The following is a 17,852-nucleotide window of genomic DNA, read 5'->3' on the forward strand; positions in this document are numbered from 1 at the left end:
GGACATGAGCGAGCAGTTTGCTTGGGTGTCTGACGTCTCACGGGGCGAATGGCTGCGCCCCATGGAAAACGAGCCCTTCGGCAGCGTCCCGTCGCTCGTTCCGCCCGGATTCGAAGCATATGCGCGCATTTTCCACCCGGCCACGCGCGACCGCCCGCGAGTCGAGGGCAGTTGGGAAGGGCTCGACCACGAGGAGTACTTCACCGGGACGCACGACATCGAGGCATCGCTCGAGATCCAGAGTGCCACCTGGTCGCAAGTTGCAGCATCGTTTGGCACAACCATGCACGCCGAGGCCCAGTATTCGAGGCTGATGCGCAGCGAAGACCGAGACGTCGACGGGTCGATCGCGCCAGACGGGTGGCGCTACTCGGGCGCGCACGAGGGCTCCATCGACGCGAACACGCTGGCGACAGCATCCGCCGTGCTTGCCCGACATACGAGCACCCCGGATGCCGGAATCGCTGCGATCTGGGAAGGGTGGGGCGGTCTCGTGAGCTCCGCGGGATACGCACGCTTTTTCGGGTGGGAGCTAAGCGGCAACCCCCTGCGCGACGGCTTGCTGACGGCGAGGCTCGCGGCGGCACGCTGGGGGCGCGCCATTAAGGCTTCGTTGCCTCCTCGAGAACCAGCGCCGGGCACGGGACTGCTGTCTCGCGAGGCTGCAGCTGGTCCGCGCTTCGGACTGCACGCGGACACCGGGCGCAGCTATGTGCTGTTTGAGGTGGGCGCGAACGATCTAGCGGATGCCGCGTGGACGACGCGTGCGCCGTGGATCGATGACTATCGCTTGGCGCAATCGCCCAGCATCCTCTGGCCCGACGACCACGCGTGGCTGCTTGCCACCGAGATCGACTTCGATTCGACCCTCGTCGCCGGGCCGACGGCGCTCATTCGTGAGCTCGTTCAGGCGCACGGCATCGAGGCGCTGCCGCTTCGCCCAGACGCGAATCTTTCGTGGGACGGCGACGACGTCAACCGTCCCTGATTAGAACAGGCCGATAGTTTCGCCGTCGTCGTTGATGTCGATGTGCGTGGCAGCCGGGTCAGACCCGAGCCCCGGCATCGTCTGCATCTGCCCGCAGATGGGATAGATGAAGCCGGCGCCGACCGAAGCGCGTACTTCGCGGACCGGCAGCGTCCATCCGCTTGGCGCACCACGCAATGTCGGATCGGCGGACAGCGACAGGTGCGTCTTAGCCATGCAGATCGGCAGATCGCCCCACCCGTTGCGCTCGTACTGGTCCAGTGAGCGCGACGCGGTAGGTGTGTACTCAACGCCGTCGGCACCGTAGATCTGAGTGGCGATGGTCTCAATCTTCTCCCTCAACCCTGCGTCGACGGGGTAGAGATGCCGGAACTCACTCGGTTCCTCGGCTGCCTCGGCGACCGCTTCGGCGAGTTCGACTGCACCGGCACCGCCATTGAAGAAGTGCGTTGACACGGCGCACCGCACACCGGCCTCGGCCGCCACCTGCTTGATCGCTTCGTGCTCGGACGGGTAGTCGCCACCAAAGGCGTTGATCGCGACAACCGGCGTGACTCCGTGCCGACGAATGTTGGAGATCTGCTTTCGCAGGTTGTCGGCGCCGGCAAGGACGTCGTCTGGGTTCTCGGCCAGCATTTCGAGGGGCAGTGGCCGCCCGGCGACAACGGTGTGACGACCGGAGTGCAGCTTCAGCGCTCGGACAGTGGCAACCACGACCGCGACGTCAGGGACGAGCCCGGAGACACGGCACTTGATGTTGAAGAAGCGTTCAGCGCCCATGTCCGCACCGAACCCGGCCTCGGTGACGAGGTAGTCTCCGGAACGGATCCCGATCAGATCGGCGACGACGGAGGAATTCCCGGTTGCAATGTTGCCGAACGGGCCCGTGTGTACAAGCGCAGGGGTGTTCTCAATCGTTTGCAGAAGATTCGGTTTCAGCGCCTCGCGCAGAAGCACCGTCGCCGCTCCGGCGGCGCGAACCTGTTCCGCGGTCACCGGTTCGCCGGAGCCGCGCGTGTAGCCAATCACGATCCTGCCGAGACGCTCGCGCAGGTCGCGTAACGAGGTGGCCATGGCCAGCGTCGCCATCAACTCCGAGGCGGCAGTGATGTCGAAGCCTGTTTGCCTGGGTGGGCCGTTCGTGCGCGGTCCGAGTCCGGTGACGATGTCGCGCAGGGCGCGGTCGTTGATGTCTACCACGCGCCGCCAGGTCACCGCATCCGGATCGATGCCGAGGGAGTTCCCACGGAACAGCTCGTTGTCGATCATCGCCGCGAGCTGGTTGTGCGCGGCCGTTACCGCATGCAGGTCCCCAGTGAGATGAACGTTCAACCGCTCCATCGGCACCACCTGGCTGTAGCCGCCGCCCGCTGCTCCACCTTTGATTCCCAGTGTGGGTCCCATCGACGCCTGTCGTACTGAGATCGTGGCCGGACGGCCGATGCGGGTGAGACCCTGGCCGAGTCCGACCGTGGTCGTCGTCTTCCCCTCGCCGAGCGGCGTCGGCGTGATCGCACTAACGACGACGTACTTCGCAGCGGGACGGCTCGACAGCTCATCGATTGCTGCGAGGTCGATCTTGGCGACACCGCGGCCGTAATGTTCGAGCAGATGAGGGCCCACTCCCATCCCCGCGGCGACATCTTCGATCGGCTTCAATACCGCGTCACGCGCGATCTCCAGGTTTCCCGGTGTTGCGTTTCTCTGTGTCATCGCCTCATTCCTCTGACGTAAGATCGGCCGGCCCACCCTCGACCACGTGGCCGGGGCGACGTCCGCCTTCTTCGTACCACCACTGGGCGGTCTGCGCCAGCGCATTGAAGGTGTAGATGTGTAGCCCGACAAGGCCGTAGCTGGGATCGGCGAACGCTGGCGCGAGGTCGTCCAGCAGTCGACCCGGAGTCCATGATCCGGAGACATGCTGAATCATGCCCCGGTGCTTGCGCAGCACCCGCAGCGAGTCTCCGACACCTACCCGTGCCCCGACGCGTAGCAGACGTGCCGTGCCAACTGGTCCGGCGATACCGATCCGCACGGGAAGGTTGATGCCGCGATGTCGCAGCTGATCCACCCACTCACGCACGACCCGGGCGTCGAATGACATCTGACTGACGATGTATGACGCGTAATCCTGTTTGTCTCGCAACGCCCGCACGATGGCGTCATCGCTGATCAGCGGGTGTGTCTCCGGGTAGCCCGCGATTCCCACGGTGAGCTCGTGCCCGATGCTCTGCATCGCCCGGAGCAATTGCAGCGCACTTCTGAACTCCCCGACAGGTTCCCGCAGGTCACCGCCGACCACGAACACCTCACGTACTCCGGCAGCATCGAGATCGTGCACGATACCTCTCAGCTCGGCTTGATCGGAGATGTACCGTGCGGCAAGGTGCGGCACAGTATGGATGCCGCGAGTCGCGAGCCGTGTAGCGAGTTCAACGGTCGGCGCGAGCCCGCGGCGCGGGGAGGCGGTCACCGTAACCGTCGAATCGGCGGGAAGGTACCGGTCAATCTCGTCCTCGATCCCGGGTAAGGGGATCACCTCGAACCGCGGCTCGCGCAGCGGCTGGAAGTCCTTACGTTTCAGTGGATCGCGGGGACGAGATGCGGTCATGTCACATCGGTCCGTGCGGGGGCGCCCCGGTCGACGTGCCTGTTCCGGCGAGGGCGTAAACATTCTGCTTCGGACGATCCTTTGTCGGGTCGATGAACGGCTTGGGCACGACGACGGCATCAGCCACCTCGCTCCCGGTGTCGACCTGGACGTGCACACCGAGCTCGGTGAGCTCAACCGGAAGCATCGCGTAACCGATGTTTTTCTCGAGTCGTGGCGAGTAGCACGCCGAGGTGACTTCGCCGACCTGCCGGCCGTCGTGCCTGACGCTGAACACGTCGATCATCGAGCCATCGTTGAAGCTGCCGAGGGGTGCGCCGCCGATCTCGACGCCGGCCAGCTTGCGCGTGGGACCCTCAGCGCGGATGCGAGTCAGTGCCTCCTTGCCGATGAAATCGCCTTCCTTGTCCAAGCTGACCATCCAGTCGTACCCCATGCCGACCTCGAACGGATTCGTATCGAAGGTGATGTCGGCACCATGGGCGAGAATTCCGCCCTCGATTCGTCGTATGTGACACGGCCCGATGACCTGGAGTCCATGCGGCTGTCCCGCCTGCCAGATCAGGTCCCATGCTCGTTCTGCGTTGAGGCTCGCGTCGCGAACGTAAATCTCGTACCCGACCTCGGCCGTGTAGCCGGTGCGGGAGACGATCACATCGATGCCATCGAGGGTGAACTCGTGCAGGTAGTAGTACCCGATGTCGAGCACGGCGTCGCCGAAGAGCTCTCGCATCACCTCGGCGGAGCGTGGTCCCTGCACCTGAACCGGAGCCACGTCGGCCTCGTGGATCTGCACGTCGTACCCGGATCGGTAGGCCACGCCGCGGGCCCAGAGCACGATGTCGCTGTCGGCAAGGGAGAGCCAGAAGTGATTCTCGCCCAACCGCAGAAGCACCGGGTCATTCAGGATGCCGCCGGATTCGTCGGTGAGGAATACATACTTGCATTGGCCCACCTTGCACTTAGACAGATCCCTGGTGACGAGCAGATTCGTGAAATCAAAGGCATCCGGGCCGGTGATCTCAACCTGCCGTTCGACACCCACATCCCACAGGGTGACGCCGTTCAGAAGTGCCCAGTATTCGGTGACCGGATCACCGTAGTGGCGTGGATGGTAGGTGTGATTGTAAACGCTGTACATCGCGACCCCGTGGCGCCGGGAGGCGTAGAAGAACGGGGATTTCCGAATGCGCGGGTAGAGGAGCATTTGTGGGTTGGTGTTCACAGACATCGTTGCCTCCGAATTAAGCCACGGCCACTATGTGGTCCCGTACTCCAGTGTCTCCCCATCGCCTCGCATTATGCAATACTTGCGTATAGCGCAACAGTTTTCATGGCTGGCATTGAGAGGGGCCCAGACGCATGCGAGATACGGGTTCGGTGCAGTCGGTCGACCGCGCAGTTCAGATCTTGGAGATGTTGGCGCGCGACGGTGAGGTTGGGGTTGCCGGAGTCGCGCGCGAGCTCGGTGTGCACAACTCCACAGCGTCCCGGTTGATCAGCGCGCTTTCTGCGCACGAGCTCGTTGAGCGGATGGCTGGGACCCGACGCGTCCGCCTCGGTGTCGGCGTGCTCAGGCTCGCCGGAGCGACGGCCTTCCGCCTCGACGTCTCCACCCAGGCGCAGCCGGTTTGCGACACCCTCTCCGACGACCTTGGCGAGACCGTAAACGTCGCGGTGCTCACTGGCGAGGAAGCGATCAATGTCTGCCAGGCACAGGGGTCGAGCGCTGTGGCCACGCAGAATTGGGTGGGTCAGCGCACCGTGCTGCACGCGACATCCAGCGGGAAGGTTCTTCTCGCGTATCTCGACGATGACGAACGAGAGACCCGACTCACGTTTCCTCTGGACCGATTCACGCAACGCACCCTCACGTCGGAGGCTGAATTGCGTGGAGAATTGGAGACGGTACGCAAAAACGGGTGGGCGGGCGCCATCGAAGAGTTGGAAACCGGCCTGAACGCCGTCGCAGCCCCGATCAGAAGGCACGACGGTTCTGTCATTGCAGCGATCAGCGTAGCCGGTCCAACGTATCGGCTCAGCCCCGAGCGCGTGCCTGATGTGGCCGTCGCGGTGGTTCGGGCGGGAGACGCCATCTCCCGCCGGATGGGCTACCGGGGAGCTGCCGAAGAGTTCTGAGCATGATTCCGCGGATGTGCTGCGTGGCCCGCTCGTTCTCTCGTCTTAGCCGGTCTCACGAGCATTGCTGCGGATGATGCCGTCGATCATCCTTTCGGCTGCGGCTGCCAGACATTCGGCTGCAGCGGCGTCGGCGTGAAGCCGTGGATTGCCCCGCTCGGCAAGCGTGGCGGCCAGTTCTCTGACGGCGACAGCCACGTCGGCAATTTCTCGCGGTATCGCGCTCGGGTCCGCAGGAGCTTCCGGCGTCGCGCTGAGCATCGCGCGGACCCCGCGAGCATCTTCCTCGGCCAGGGTGAGCGCTCGGTCCCTCAAGACGTCTGCCTTATTGGCGTACTCGCTCGCGACGTCAAGCTGCTGACTGGAGAGTCGGGCGGTCTTTGCCGCCAGAGCCGCGCCCAGTGCGGCGGCGGTGGCCGCGGCGGACCCAGCGGAGGGGCCCGGTGAGCCGGACGCCATTCGCTCCAGCAGCATCCGGACTGAATCGTCCATTTCCCTCATGCTCACGCTTTCACCCGGGTCATCTCGGGATCGAACGGTGCGGTGCGCCCCACGGTCAGCACCGTCACCGGGTACCTCTCGCCGAGGTACTCCACCAGAAGCTCCCGGCCCTCGACCGCCTGCTCCGGTGGCAGATACACCAGTAGAAGATACCTGCCAAGCGACGGTGCGGGTCCGGCAGAGGTGACGAAAGAACGGCGACCCTTGGCATCGATGATCGGCTCAGCGCTCCGAGTGAGGACGGGCTCGTGCCCGGTCATGAAACGGTCCACGCCGTCAGCGACGGCCAGCGTGCACAGTGTCGCCGCCGGCTCCTCCTCGCGGGCCGCGAGGTAGGCAGTCTTGCCGATGAAGTCCGCGCTCTTCACCCGTGGCAGCGCCAGGCCGGCCTCCACCGGGTCGTACTCGCCGGTCAACTCGGCACCCATCAGGCGATGTGCTTTCTCTAGACGCCCGGTTGTCCCGTACACCCCGATCCCGGCCGCAACCACTCCGAGGGTCTCGCCCGCTGCCCAGAGCAGATCCCAGAGAGGCAATCCATGCTCGGCAGGAGCATGGATCTCCCAACCCAGATCACCGACGTAGGAAATGCGGAGCATTTGGACCGGCAAGCCCCCCAGATCCATTTCTCGGGCTGTGCCGAAGGGGAAGGCGGCATCGCTGACGTCCTCCTCTGTGACCGCCGCGATAAGATCTCGTGCTCGCGGCCCCCAGACCCCGACTGAGCACACTGCCGAGGTCATATCGGCGAGGTGCACCGAGCCGTCGGACGGCAGGTGTGCCCGGAACCACGCGAGGTCTCGGCCGCCATCGGACCCGCCTGTGATGACCCGGAAGTCTTCTTCGCCGCGGCGCACGATCGTCAGGTCTGCCCGGAAGCCACCGCCCGGGTCGAGCAGCGGGGTGTAAATGGTGCGACCGACGGGGCGGTCGAGTTGGGCCATTGCCAGTCGCTGAAGGTAGTCGAGCGCGCCGGGCCCCGTCACATCGAACACGGCGAAGGCGCTCACGTCGACCATGGCCACGCGATCCCGCATGGCGAGGTGCTCCGCCTCGATGATCGGCGACCACCACCGTGCGTCCCACTCTGCTCTGCGCTGCGGGATCCGTCCGGCATACTCCTCGACCAGACCTGAGTTCGATTCGTACCACTGTGGGCGCTCCCATCCTCCGGCCTCGAAGTACACGGCACCGAGGCTGGTGGTGCGGGCATGGAATGGGCTCGTGCGTATGGGCCGATTGCTCTGCCACTGCTCCCGTGGGTGGGTAATGCCGTAAATCTTCGGGAACCCCTCCGCAGTCCGCGCTTTTACGTGGGCATCCGTGCGTGCGTACGGATAAAACCGAGAGATGTCTGCAGCGTGCAGGTCGATCTCGGTCGTGCCGTCTGTGAGCCATTGCGCGATCATGCGACCGACGCTCGGTGCTTCCTTGATCCAGACGGCTGCCGCCGACCACAGTCCGGCAACTTCGGGGGTCTCCCCGAGGAGTGGCCCGCCGTCGGGGGTGAGCGAGAGCAGCCCGTTCAGTGCCTTGTGCGGCTTCGGTGTTGACCCACCCAGCAGCCCGGGGAAGAGCTCCTGTGCGTGTCGCAGCTGGGGGGCAAAGTCGTCCGAGGTGAACGGGAAGCTTGTTGGGCTATCTTGACCGGGTGCCCCGACGGGAGGGATCTCCCCTGGGCTGTGCAGCATTGGACGGTGAGCGTATGAGCCGATCTCCAGGCTCGACCCGCGCTGGCGTTCGTACATCAGGCAGTCCATATCCCTGACAAGTGGGAAGCTAACCCATTCACCGCTCCGCTCCAGCTCCGGGATCGGTCCGACGTCGATCATCTGGTGCACCGCCGGGCTGAGCGGAATGCGCGCACCGGCGAGCGCGGCAACCTTCGGGCTCCACACACCGCAGGCCACCACGACGATCTCGGTTTCGATGCGCCCGCGATTCGTGACAACTCCGTTTACGCGGCCACCGGAAACCTCGAGATCGAGCACCTCAGTCTCGGCGCAGACGGTGAGCGCTCCACGCTGCTCGGCCTCCTCGCGCACGAGTGCGCCGGCCCGCACCGGATCCACGATCGCACCGGTCGGGGTGTGGAATCCGGAGATTAGCAGGTCGGTACTGCAGTAGGGCACCAAATCGCCGATCTGATCCGGGGTGAGCAGCTCGGCCTCGATGCCCCAGGAACGAGCCGACGTCATCCGACCGCGCAGCTCCTGGGCTCGTTCCTCAGAGCGGGCCACCTCGATACCCCCGCAGCGTGTGAGCACGCCAAGGTCGGAGTACTGACGCATGGAGTCCACCGTGAGGTCCGTGATCTCCTTGGAGTGATCCACGGGGAACACGAAGTTCGAGGCGTGCCCGGTAGACCCACCAGGGTCTGGCAACGGTCCTTTGTCGATCTGGGTGATGTTTCGCCATCCCAGATCGGCGAGATGGTGAACCACGAAGTTGCCGACCACTCCCGCTCCGATAACGACGACGTCCGCTCGGCCTGGCAGCTGTGCCATGGCGACCTCCTGACCTCCGCCTGATACTCTCAAGATATATCAGTGTGGAGGAATTGGCCATGGTTCGTGCGAGATCGAGGCCAGGGCCCGCCGAGCCAGGGATGGCGCTCACGGGGCCCTCGGCCAGGGTGGCGACCTCGAGACCACGGGTAGCGAACGTCTCGTTGGCCGACCTGACCGTGATGCCGCCACCAGACGCGCACGCAACGTCGCTCTCCGGTGTCGCGTATTACCTCATCCGCGACCTCATCGTCACCCTCCAGCTGAAGCCGGGTACGGCGCTGGAGGAACGAGAGCTGATGGCACAGCTGGCACTGGGCCGTACCCCTGTGCGAGAAGCGATTCGGCGCCTCGCTAGCGAGGGACTTATTGAGATCTACGCCCGGCGAGGAACGGTCGTCGCCCCGGTAGACGTGCGCGACCTGGCGCGCGTTTCAGAAGTGCGCGTCCAGCTCGAAGGCTTGGCGGCGCGGCTGGCCGTTGAGCGGGCCGATGTTGCCGACCGGGACGCAATAGTCCAGCTGCTCGCCGACCTCGAGACCGGTGCCGAGAGCCAGCGCGAGCTGATCCGGCTCGACCAGCGCGTGCACCATTGCGTTCACCATGCCACACACAATCGCTACCTCGAAGCAACGTTGGCCGAGTATCTCACCCTGAGCCTGCGGCTCTGGTTTCTCGGCCTGGAGCGGGTGCAGCGGCTCGACGAAGCCGTCGACGAGCACCGTGGGCTGCTCACTGCCGTTTTGGATCGAGATCCAGACGCGGCGGAGCAGGCAGCACGCGCCCACGTGACTGGCTTCTGGGACGAGATCCGGCAGGTTCTGGCGACCTGACAGACTTGCGCTCGTCATGCTGCATAGGCGGTGGCGACATGCCAACCCCTCGGTGAGAGGGAGCGGTGAACGCCCGCGGCTACGCGGTCTTCGGCGTCGCCCCCGCGGCATCCGTTCCGCCTGCCGGCTTGTCTGCGCCCATGAGCTTGCGCAGCACGACGCGCTCGCCGAGCGTCCACGACACCGTGACAAGCAGGTAGAGCGCTGCCGCGAGCGGCACAAAGGTGGCGATGATCGCCGTCATGAACGGCATGAAGCTGAGCACCTTGGTGATGTTCGTCATGTCGGGCATCTGCGGCATTCCGGGAGCGGGTTCCGGACGTTGGGCGGGTGCCGGCATCGGCGGCATGAGGATCTTGCGCGACGCCTGCGCGACAACCGCAATGATGACGACGATGATGGCGTACATGATGCCCGAGGTCACCGTCACTGAACCAGACTGAATCTGCAGCACAAGGCTGTCTCCGAGCTCGGTGCCGAAGAATGAGTTGGTCAACAGGTTGTTCGGCTCACCGCCGATTGTGGGCACAAGAAACAGTCCGTACACGGCCATGAGCACGGGCATCTGCGCCAGCATCGGCAGGCAGCCTGCCAGGGGCGATACCTTCTCTTTCTGGTACAGCTCCATGGTCTTGCGCTGCAGTACTTCTGGTTTCTTCTTGTACTTCTTCTGCAGCTCTTGAAGCTGCGGCGCAATGCGCTGCCTGTCGATCTGCGCCTTGACCTGCGAGCGGCCCACCGGTATCAGGCAGGCGCGCACGATCACGGTGAGCAGCATGACGGCGAGTGCGGCACTGGCTCCGCCGGCGATGGGAGCGAGCATGTCGCTCAAGAATGTGAGAACGGTATGGGCAATGTTGATGAGCCACGCAATGGGCGCGAATTCGTAGATGTTCATGTGTCACTTTCGACGAGTCTGGTAGAAGTCGTGTGACCATCGACGGATGCTGTCGGGCAGCCAGAGCTGGCGCGAGAATGCGCGCGGTGGCGGGGCAGCGACGTGTGTCAGGCGACGGTCGCGGTGACTAGGCCCGGAGCTCGGGGCCGCGGTTTTCCTGCGGCATCCGGAGCGCTCTGCGAGAGCATGCGCGACGTGTCGCGTGGAGGCAAGATGCGGCTCGTGCGCGGCGTCCCCGCTGTGACCGCGGGAGTGAAGCTCGTGCGGGTTGTGACCACGACGGCTGTGCCCGCGAGCCCGATGGCGGCGACGAGAGCAAGCTCCCACAGCGTGTGGTCCGTTGCCGACAGCTCGAATGCCGCGGCGAAGAACCGCGCGATGAATTCGATGTACTGCAGCACTGTGACCTCTCGCTGATGAACTCGGTCAGAGTACCACTCGCGTGTGGGCGTCGTCTGGCAAGCGTGAGCTACGGAGTGCGGCGACGCAGCGTCAGCGAGCCGACGACGATGGCGCCGACGATCCAGCACCCGATGAACAACACGCGCAGCCACACGTAGCCAGCGTCTTCGTCGCCCGTCGACACCGCCGTGAGTGCGTCGATCGCGTGCGACAGCGGCAGCCAGTCGCCGATCGTCTCAAGAACGTCGGGAAGCTGATCCCGTGGAAGGAAGATGCCGCCAAGCAGGATCTGCGGAAACACGAAAACCGGCATGAACTGCACAACCTGAAACTCTGTGCGCGCAAAAGCGCTGGCAAGAAGCCCGAGCGCCGTGCCGAGCAGGGCATCTGCTACGGCGACGGCAAACAGCATCCAAATCGATCCCTCGATCTCGAGACCGCACACCCAGGTGGCATACGCGACGGCGACGGCAGTCTGCAGCACCGCGAGCAGCCCGAACGCGAGTGTGTAGCCGAGAATGAAGTCGCCGCGGCCCAGCGGCATTGACAGCAAGCGTTCGAGGGTGCCGCTGCGGCGCTCGCGAAGTGTTCCGATGCTTGTCACGAGAAACATCACGATGAACGGGAACAGCGCGAGCATTGCGGGGCCGATGTCGGCGAAGACGGGCGTTTCGTCAAAGATCCACGCGACGAGTCCGATGAGCAGGCTCGGCACGACGAGCAGCAGCACGATGGTGCGGGGATCGTGGCGAATCTGCATCAGCACCCGCCCCGCGGTGGCGAGGGTGCGCATCGGGTTCATTGCGCGCCTCCCGCGTGGCGGCCATGGCGACGAAGAGTGGATGCCGCAGCACGCTGCGAGGCGGCATTCGCACCCTTCTCGCTAGCTTCGATGACGCGCAGGAAAGCGTTCTCGGCGGTGTCTGCGCCGGTGCTCGAGAGCAGCTCTGTCGGTGTGGTGTCGCCGATGATGGCACCTTCCCGCATGAGCAGCAGGCGGTCGCAGCGCGTCGCTTCGTCCATGACGTGACTCGAGACAAGCAACGTGGCGCCGTCGTCGGCGATGCGTCGGAAGATGCCCCACAGGTCCGCGCGCAGCACGGGGTCGAGTCCGACGGTCGGCTCGTCGAGCACGAGAAGGTCGGGGGAGCCCAGCATGGCGGCAGCGAGTGAGACGCGATTGGCCTGGCCTCCTGAGAGCGTGCGGGCGAGCTGGTCGCGCTGATCGCCGAGGTCGGTGCGTTCAATGACGCGATCGATATCGGATGCCGTGGCGCCCTGCACGCGCGCGAAGTACGTCAGATTCTGACGCACCGTGAGGTCGTCGTAGATGCTCGCCTGTTGTGTCATGTAGCCGACGCGACGTCGCAGCGATGCCGAGCCGGCGCGCTCGCCGAGCACGGTGATCTCGCCACCGTGCACGATCTGCACACCGACGATGGTGCGCATGAGCGTCGTCTTGCCGCTCCCGCTCGGGCCGAGCAGTCCGATGATCGCGCCGCGCGGCACCGTGAGGTCGAGGCCGTTGATGACGGTGGCGCGACCGCGACGGACAGTCAGCCCGCGTATCTCGATCGCATTATTCATCACACGATGAATTAAACGCTCCATTGCAGTCTCTGTCAAGCAAGCAGTGGCTACGCGGGGCCGTCGAGATGCAGCTGCACCGCGGGGGCCACGCGCGCGATCACCACGTCAACCGGAAGCGACGCGAGAGGATCGGCCCCCACGACATGTCGCATGATGAGGACCCCGGCGATTTGCGTGAGCACCAGTTCGGCGCGCACCGTGGCCTCAGGTTCAGGGATTCCGGATTCTTCGAGCTTCGTGGCAATGGCGCTCATCAGCTCGCGCACCAGAAACTGCCTGATCAGCCCGCCCGCTGCGGATCCGCTGACCGCGGAGCGCAGCACGGTGATTCCAATAGGTTTCACCTTCGAGTCTTCCCACGCTGTGAGCACCGTGTTCACGAGCGATTCGCCCAGGCGCTCGAGTGGGGCATCAAGCGCCCGCTTCACAATGCGGTCCGGGCGGACGGGCAGCTTCACGACGTCAGCGAACAGCGCTGCCTTCGTGTCGAAGTAGTGGTGCACCAGAGCGGAGTCGACACCGGCACGGCGCGCGATTGATCGGACGGATGCTGCCTCGTATCCCTTTTCAGAGAACTCTGCGGCTGCAGCATCCGCGATCTGCGCACGCGTGTCGCCGCGCAGATCCTTGCGCGGTCGCCCTCGCCGGCGGGGCTTCGACGGTGACTCTGCCACACTCAACAGCCTACGCGTCGACGCGCCCGACGCATCCGACGCGCGCACGCGCCGCGGACAGGTCCGAGCACCCGCATGTGACAGATTTGCGGGCCGGGCACGACGAACACACAGCGCAGTGAGTTGTAGGGCGTCGACAATGCGCGCGCCGTCAGGGCGGCAGCATCCGGTCATCTCGCGACAACGGGTGGAAGCACACAGCCGTGCGGCATAGGCTCGCACCGTAACCGGCCGCGACGCTTGGGAGGATGGCAATGACGCTTGACGGTACTTCGGCACTCGTAACGGGAGGGGCGTCTGGCCTGGGCAACGCGACGGCGCGTCGGCTGTCTGCACGGGGCATTCACGTGGTGATCGTCGACCTCGAATCGTCGAAGGGCGCTGAGGCGGCAGAAGCGATCGGCGGCGAGTTCGTCGCGGCCGACGTCACGAACCCCGAGCAGATTCAGAAGGCAGTGGATGCCGCGACGGCCCACGGCCCGCTGCGTACCGTTGTCAACTGCGCCGGCATCGCCCCGCCAGCCAAGGTGCTCGGCAAGAACGGGCCGCTTGAGCTCGATGCCTTCGCGAAGATCATTGGCGTCAACCTCATCGGCACGTTCAACGTGATTCGGCTCGCGGCCGCAGCAATGGCGCAGACGGAGGCAGACGACGACGGCTCGCGCGGCGTGATCGTGAGCACGGCGTCGGTCGCCGCGTTCGATGGGCAGATCGGACAGCCGGCATATGCCGCATCGAAGGGCGGAGTGCATTCGATGACGCTGCCGATTGCGCGTGAACTCGCCCGCTACGGCATCCGCGTGATGACGATTGCTCCGGGCATCATGGAAACCCCGATGCTCGCCGGACTGCCGCAGCCCGCGCAGGACTCGCTCGGCGAGCAAGTGCCGTTTCCGTCACGCCTCGGGCGGCCCGCCGAGTACGCGCGACTTGTCGAGCACATCGTCGACAACGGCTATCTCAACGGCGAGACCATTCGCCTTGACGGGGCCATTCGCATGGCCCCCAAATAAAGGAGACCGATGTCTGACAGCATCCTGTTTGAGGTGGACGGCGGCATCGCCCACGTCACTCTCAACCGACCAACGCGCCTCAACGCGATCAATGACGAGGCGGCGTATCGCTGGCGCGACGTGGCAACCGAGATCGCCGAACGCGATGACATCGTCGCCGTGCTGCTCGACGCTTCAGGCCCAGCATTCTGTGCGGGAGGAGACGTCGCGGCGATGGCTGGCTTTGCCGAGGGTGGCAGCATGATCGAGACGCTCGCCCACGCGATTCACGCCGGGCACCAGACGTTTGCCGCGATGCCGAAACCCATCGTCGCCGCCGTTCAGGGCGCAGTCGCGGGCGGCGGCCTCGGGTTCATGCTCACCGCCGACTACATCGTTGCCGGCACGGCAGCGAGCTTCGCCTCGAAGTACGCAGACATCGGCCTCACTCCTGATTGTGGAGTGAGCACATTGCTGCCCGAGGCTATTGGCACGCGCCGCGCCCTCGAGTTGACGCTCATGTCTCGCCGGCTCTCTGCGGACGAAGCGCTCGACTGGGGCCTCGTGAACGAGGTGATATCGGATGCCGCGCTGGCACCGCGCGCCCGAGAGATCGCCGAGTCGTGGGGGACGGGTGCGGCTGCAGCGTTCGGGCAGGCGAAGCGTCTTGTGCGCGCTGAGTCCGACTACGCGGCGGCGCTTGACGACGAGGCTCGCACGATCGGAGCTGCGTTCGACACACCGGACGCAGCAGCGCGCATCGCAGCGTTTGCCGCCCGTTCGTCGCGTCGAGCGACGGCATCCGCTTCCCCTGAATCACTCGAGAACTAACTCTGCCGCCCAGGAGGCACAATGACTGACACCCTTGCTGGCAAGACCGTTCTGATGTCGGGCGGCAGCCGCGGCATCGGCCTCGCGATTGCCCTGCGAGCTGCCCGCGATGGTGCGAACATCGCGCTGCTCGCGAAGACCGACACCCCGCACCCGAAGCTGGAGGGCACAGTGCATACGGCCGCCGAGCAGATTCGGGATGCCGGAGGGCAGGCGATCGCCGTTGTCGGTGATGTGCGCAACGACGACGACATCGTGCGTGCGGTCACCGAGACGGTGGGCGAGTTTGGGGGAGTCGACATTGTCGTCAACAACGCGAGCGTGCTCAACCTCGCCCGCACTCTCGACCTTCAGCCCAAGCACTACGACCTCATGCAAGATGTCAATGTGCGCGGCACGTTTATGCTCTCGCGCGCGGCGCTGCCCCATCTCAAGGAGGCGGCGAACCCGCATATTCTCTCGCTCAGCCCGCCCATCAACCTCGACCCGAAGTGGCTCGGAGCGCACACCGGGTACACCATGGCAAAGTACGGCATGAGCATGGCGACGCTCGGCATGGCCGCCGAGTTCGCGCGCGAGGGCGTCGCCGCCAACACGCTCTGGCCGCGCACCACCATCAAGACTGCGGCGGTCGGCAACATTCTCGGCGGCGAGAAGATGATCGCCCGCAGCCGAACACCGCAGATCTACGCGGATGCCGCATACGAGGTGCTGCTGAAGCCCGCGCGCGAGTACACGGCACAGTCACTGATCGTCGAGGAGGTGCTCGCAGAAGCCGGCGTCACCGACCTGTCGCAGTACTCTCCCGGCGTCGACGAATCAGAGCTGTTCCCCGACATCTTCCTCTGAGCCGCCGTGGTCCGCGGGGCTGAGATACCGTGGGCGTTGGAGGCAGCACATGGGCACAGTTGTAGTAGACGTTGTCGTTCTCGGCGCGATCACCGTGGTGTTCATGTTCGTGCTTTCGGCATTCGCCACCCGAATTCTCGATGTTCGCATCGGCATCATCAGGCTCGGCATCGCCGGCATACTGGGCCTCGGCGCACAGATCGGGTTCGAGTCGCAGTTCGTCTGGGGCAACGCGAATTACACGCCGGCGCTCATTCCTCTGCAAGTCGGCATCGTCTTTTTCGTCGCAATCGCGTTTCTGGTGATCGCCGAGCTGATCGTTCCCGCAGGCACGGTTCCGCGACCCGACCAATGGTGGCCCGCCATCGTGGGCGGCGCCCAGCGCAGCAGGCGCTACACCGAGATCTCACGCATCGCCCTGCGCAGCGGTCTTCTGCCGTTCAGGCCCAACCTCGACAGTTCGCTGACGGGACACAATGAGAGGATGCGGCAGGCAGCCGCCCTGCGCGTTGCCCTCGAAAGCGCCGGCGGCGCATTCGTCAAGTTCGGCCAGATGCTTTCCACACGCGGCGACCTGCTTCCCGCAGAGTTCCTTGATGAGCTCAGCGCCCTGCAGCAATCGGTTCTGCCCGCGGAGTGGGACGACGTTCGGCAGCTTCTCGAGGCGGAGTGGGGGGCGCCTCTTGAGCAGGTCGTCGAATCGTTCGAGGCCGAGCCGCTTGCCTCGGCATCCATTGGCCAGGTTCATCGCGCCCGGTTGAGAGACGGGCGCGATGTGGCTGTGAAGGTGCAGCGGCCGGGCGTCATGCCGCTTATCGAGCGCGACATCGACATCGCCGTCAGGCTGGCCACCAAGCTTGAACGCACGGCAGCCTGGGCACGTGACATGGGGATGCTGTCTGTCGCCCGGGACTTCTCGACGAGTCTGCAGAGCGAGCTGGACTATCGCATCGAGGCGAGCAACATGTCGGCGATGCGCATCACCCAACGGAAGCATCCCACAGACGAACGCGTTGGTGTGCCCGAGCACATGCCCGAACTCTGCACGGGCAAGGTGCTCGTGATGGAGCTCATCAATGGTGACACCCTCAGCACCCCGCAGGCGCGCGATGCGCGGTCTGACGTTCGGCGACAGCGGCTCGCCAGCAGGCTTTTGCGGTCGACGCTCGTGCAGATCATCGACGACGGTGTGTTTCACTCCGACCTTCACCCCGGCAACATCGTGCTCACTCCGAACGATGACATCGTGCTGCTCGACTACGGGCTTGTCGGGCGGCTCGACTCGTTCATGCGCGCGCAGATCGGTGCCGTGCTCTTCGCGTTCTACCGCGGTGACTCGCAGGCTTTCACCGACGCGCTTCTCGGCTTCGTTGATATGCCCGACGACATCGACGAACCTGCTCTTCGCCGCAAGATCGGTGCATTCGTTGCGACGCGCCTGGGCCCGGGAGCAACGCTCGACGTGGGTGTGTTCAACGAGATGGTTCAGCTGCTGACGGTGAGCCGCATCGCCGTTCCGCTGGAGCTGGCGTCGGCGTTTCGCGCTGTCGCCACCCTTGAGGGAACACTTCGGGTGCTCACTCCATCGTTTGATCTGCTCACCGAGGCGAGCGACTACGCGCGTGAACGCATCGACGCGGGGTTCTCTCCCCAGGCAGCGTTCACAAATGTCAAGAGCGAACTCGAATCGATGCTCCCTATGCTGCGCCGACTGCCCGCGCGCGTCGACAAGGTGAGCGGTGACCTCGCCGATGGACGGCTCACCGTCAACATCCGACTTTTCGCCGACAAGCGCGAACGCCGCCTTGTCACCAACCTCGTCAATCTCGCGGCAGTCACCTTCCTCGCAGGAGCCCTCGGCATGATGGCGGTCATTCTGCTCGTCACCGAGGCCGGGCCGCGCATCACCGAGACTCTCACCCTGTTTCAGATCTTCGGCTACCTGCTCGTCGTGCTCGCCGGACTGCTGACGCTGCGTGTGGTGTTCGACGCGTTTCGCATCAGGCGCCGTGAATAGGTGCGTGCTCGCCGTTCATC

At 64.9% G+C, this 17,852-nt stretch carries 17 protein-coding genes; 7 read left to right on the forward strand and 10 right to left on the reverse strand.

Annotated features, from left to right (window positions below; all coding sequences use genetic code 11):
- Positions 1-4: 4 nt before the first annotated feature.
- Positions 5-988 (forward strand): hypothetical protein, encoded by a 984-nt coding sequence (locus HCR76_RS01225; RefSeq protein ID WP_166985612.1) that lies wholly within the window; start codon positions 5-7, stop codon positions 986-988.
- Here the strand turns inward: HCR76_RS01225 and HCR76_RS01230 are convergent, their stop codons facing one another.
- From HCR76_RS01230 to HCR76_RS01240, 3 genes are read right to left on the reverse strand one after another with little or no spacing between them, the layout of a single operon-like run.
- The gene (locus tag HCR76_RS01230; RefSeq protein WP_166985610.1) at positions 989-2,701 is read right to left on the reverse strand and encodes a formate--tetrahydrofolate ligase; all 1,713 of its coding nucleotides are present in this window, start codon (positions 2,699-2,701) and stop codon (positions 989-991) included. It abuts the gene before it with no gap.
- A gap of 4 nt (positions 2,702-2,705) precedes the next feature.
- Positions 2,706-3,599: a methylenetetrahydrofolate reductase gene (locus HCR76_RS01235; protein ID WP_166985607.1), complete on the reverse strand. Its 894-nt coding sequence runs from the start codon at positions 3,597-3,599 to the stop codon at positions 2,706-2,708.
- 1 nt (position 3,600) lies between these two features.
- Positions 3,601-4,830, reverse strand: coding sequence for a glycine cleavage T C-terminal barrel domain-containing protein (locus tag HCR76_RS01240; RefSeq protein ID WP_166985604.1), 1,230 nt, complete (start codon positions 4,828-4,830; stop codon positions 3,601-3,603).
- Between the two features lie 131 nt (positions 4,831-4,961).
- Between HCR76_RS01240 and HCR76_RS01245 the strand changes: the two genes are divergently transcribed.
- A complete protein-coding gene (locus HCR76_RS01245) occupies positions 4,962-5,738 on the forward strand; it encodes an IclR family transcriptional regulator (protein WP_166985601.1) in 777 nt (258 codons plus the stop codon).
- A gap of 45 nt (positions 5,739-5,783) precedes the next feature.
- Here HCR76_RS01245 and HCR76_RS01250 read toward each other — a convergent pair whose 3' ends face one another.
- Together HCR76_RS01250 and HCR76_RS01255 are read right to left on the reverse strand one after the other, a co-directional pair.
- Positions 5,784-6,230: a cyclodeaminase/cyclohydrolase family protein gene (locus HCR76_RS01250; RefSeq protein WP_166985598.1), complete on the reverse strand. Its 447-nt coding sequence runs from the start codon at positions 6,228-6,230 to the stop codon at positions 5,784-5,786.
- Between the two features lie 11 nt (positions 6,231-6,241).
- Entirely contained in the window at positions 6,242-8,746 is a 2,505-nt protein-coding gene (locus HCR76_RS01255) for a GcvT family protein (RefSeq protein ID WP_166985595.1), read from the reverse strand.
- A 59-nt stretch (positions 8,747-8,805) separates the two neighbouring features.
- Between HCR76_RS01255 and HCR76_RS01260 the strand changes: the two genes are divergently transcribed.
- Positions 8,806-9,579, forward strand: coding sequence for a GntR family transcriptional regulator (locus HCR76_RS01260; protein WP_166985592.1), 774 nt, complete (start codon positions 8,806-8,808; stop codon positions 9,577-9,579).
- A 79-nt stretch (positions 9,580-9,658) separates the two neighbouring features.
- Here the strand turns inward: HCR76_RS01260 and HCR76_RS01265 are convergent, their stop codons facing one another.
- The 5 genes from HCR76_RS01265 to HCR76_RS01285 form a co-directional block, all read right to left on the reverse strand.
- Entirely contained in the window at positions 9,659-10,477 is an 819-nt protein-coding gene (locus HCR76_RS01265) for a YidC/Oxa1 family membrane protein insertase (RefSeq protein WP_166985589.1), read from the reverse strand.
- 107 nt (positions 10,478-10,584) lie between these two features.
- A complete protein-coding gene (locus tag HCR76_RS01270; RefSeq protein ID WP_166985586.1) occupies positions 10,585-10,878 on the reverse strand; it encodes a DUF6412 domain-containing protein in 294 nt (97 codons plus the stop codon).
- A gap of 68 nt (positions 10,879-10,946) precedes the next feature.
- Positions 10,947-11,681 carry an ABC transporter permease gene (locus HCR76_RS01275; RefSeq protein ID WP_166985583.1) on the reverse strand — a complete coding sequence of 245 codons (735 nt, stop codon included), beginning with the start codon at positions 11,679-11,681 and terminating at the stop codon, positions 10,947-10,949.
- Positions 11,678-12,490, reverse strand: a complete 813-nt coding sequence (locus HCR76_RS01280; protein ID WP_198248113.1) for an ABC transporter ATP-binding protein — start codon at positions 12,488-12,490, stop codon at positions 11,678-11,680. The genes HCR76_RS01275 and HCR76_RS01280 overlap by 4 nt, the downstream gene beginning before the upstream one ends.
- 26 nt (positions 12,491-12,516) lie before the next feature.
- Positions 12,517-13,143 carry a TetR/AcrR family transcriptional regulator gene (locus HCR76_RS01285; protein ID WP_166985580.1) on the reverse strand — a complete coding sequence of 209 codons (627 nt, stop codon included), beginning with the start codon at positions 13,141-13,143 and terminating at the stop codon, positions 12,517-12,519.
- A 254-nt stretch (positions 13,144-13,397) separates the two neighbouring features.
- Here HCR76_RS01285 and HCR76_RS01290 point away from each other — a divergent pair, with 254 nt between their 5' ends.
- Genes HCR76_RS01290 through HCR76_RS01305 form a run of 4 tightly spaced genes read left to right on the forward strand, consistent with a single transcriptional unit; the run spans position 13,398 to position 17,832 of the window.
- Positions 13,398-14,156 (forward strand): SDR family NAD(P)-dependent oxidoreductase, encoded by a 759-nt coding sequence (locus HCR76_RS01290; protein WP_166985577.1) that lies wholly within the window; start codon positions 13,398-13,400, stop codon positions 14,154-14,156.
- Between the two features lie 9 nt (positions 14,157-14,165).
- Positions 14,166-14,966: an enoyl-CoA hydratase/isomerase family protein gene (locus HCR76_RS01295; protein ID WP_166985574.1), complete on the forward strand. Its 801-nt coding sequence runs from the start codon at positions 14,166-14,168 to the stop codon at positions 14,964-14,966.
- Positions 14,967-14,987: 21 nt separating this feature from the next.
- Positions 14,988-15,815 (forward strand): SDR family oxidoreductase, encoded by an 828-nt coding sequence (locus HCR76_RS01300; RefSeq protein ID WP_166985572.1) that lies wholly within the window; start codon positions 14,988-14,990, stop codon positions 15,813-15,815.
- Positions 15,816-15,864: 49 nt separating this feature from the next.
- Positions 15,865-17,832, forward strand: coding sequence for an ABC1 kinase family protein (locus HCR76_RS01305; protein WP_166985569.1), 1,968 nt, complete (start codon positions 15,865-15,867; stop codon positions 17,830-17,832).
- Positions 17,833-17,852: the final 20 nt, after the last annotated feature.

It is taken from the genome of Paramicrobacterium chengjingii, from assembly GCF_011751765.2.
In the GTDB taxonomy this organism is placed as follows: domain Bacteria; phylum Actinomycetota; class Actinomycetes; order Actinomycetales; family Microbacteriaceae; genus Paramicrobacterium; species Paramicrobacterium chengjingii.

Excerpts from the sequence above, each read along its gene's own strand:
- HCR76_RS01295 (WP_166985574.1), top strand. The coding sequence starts at position 14,166 with ATGTCTGACAGCATCCTGTTTGAGGTGGACGGCGGCATCGCCCACGTC.
- HCR76_RS01300 (WP_166985572.1), top strand. The coding sequence starts at position 14,988 with ATGACTGACACCCTTGCTGGCAAGACCGTTCTGATGTCGGGCGGCAGC.
- HCR76_RS01230 (WP_166985610.1), bottom strand. The coding sequence starts at position 2,701 with ATGACACAGAGAAACGCAACACCGGGAAACCTGGAGATCGCGCGTGAC.
- HCR76_RS01260 (WP_166985592.1), top strand. The coding sequence starts at position 8,806 with ATGGTTCGTGCGAGATCGAGGCCAGGGCCCGCCGAGCCAGGGATGGCG.
- HCR76_RS01275 (WP_166985583.1), bottom strand. The coding sequence starts at position 11,681 with ATGAACCCGATGCGCACCCTCGCCACCGCGGGGCGGGTGCTGATGCAG.
- HCR76_RS01305 (WP_166985569.1), top strand. The coding sequence starts at position 15,865 with ATGGGCACAGTTGTAGTAGACGTTGTCGTTCTCGGCGCGATCACCGTG.
- HCR76_RS01240 (WP_166985604.1), bottom strand. The coding sequence starts at position 4,830 with ATGTCTGTGAACACCAACCCACAAATGCTCCTCTACCCGCGCATTCGG.
- HCR76_RS01250 (WP_166985598.1), bottom strand. The coding sequence starts at position 6,230 with ATGGACGATTCAGTCCGGATGCTGCTGGAGCGAATGGCGTCCGGCTCA.
- HCR76_RS01225 (WP_166985612.1), top strand. The coding sequence starts at position 5 with ATGAGCGAGCAGTTTGCTTGGGTGTCTGACGTCTCACGGGGCGAATGG.
- HCR76_RS01290 (WP_166985577.1), top strand. The coding sequence starts at position 13,398 with ATGACGCTTGACGGTACTTCGGCACTCGTAACGGGAGGGGCGTCTGGC.
- HCR76_RS01245 (WP_166985601.1), top strand. The coding sequence starts at position 4,962 with ATGCGAGATACGGGTTCGGTGCAGTCGGTCGACCGCGCAGTTCAGATC.
- HCR76_RS01280 (WP_198248113.1), bottom strand. The coding sequence starts at position 12,490 with ATGGAGCGTTTAATTCATCGTGTGATGAATAATGCGATCGAGATACGC.
- HCR76_RS01255 (WP_166985595.1), bottom strand. The coding sequence starts at position 8,746 with ATGGCACAGCTGCCAGGCCGAGCGGACGTCGTCGTTATCGGAGCGGGA.
- HCR76_RS01265 (WP_166985589.1), bottom strand. The coding sequence starts at position 10,477 with ATGAACATCTACGAATTCGCGCCCATTGCGTGGCTCATCAACATTGCC.
- HCR76_RS01235 (WP_166985607.1), bottom strand. The coding sequence starts at position 3,599 with ATGACCGCATCTCGTCCCCGCGATCCACTGAAACGTAAGGACTTCCAG.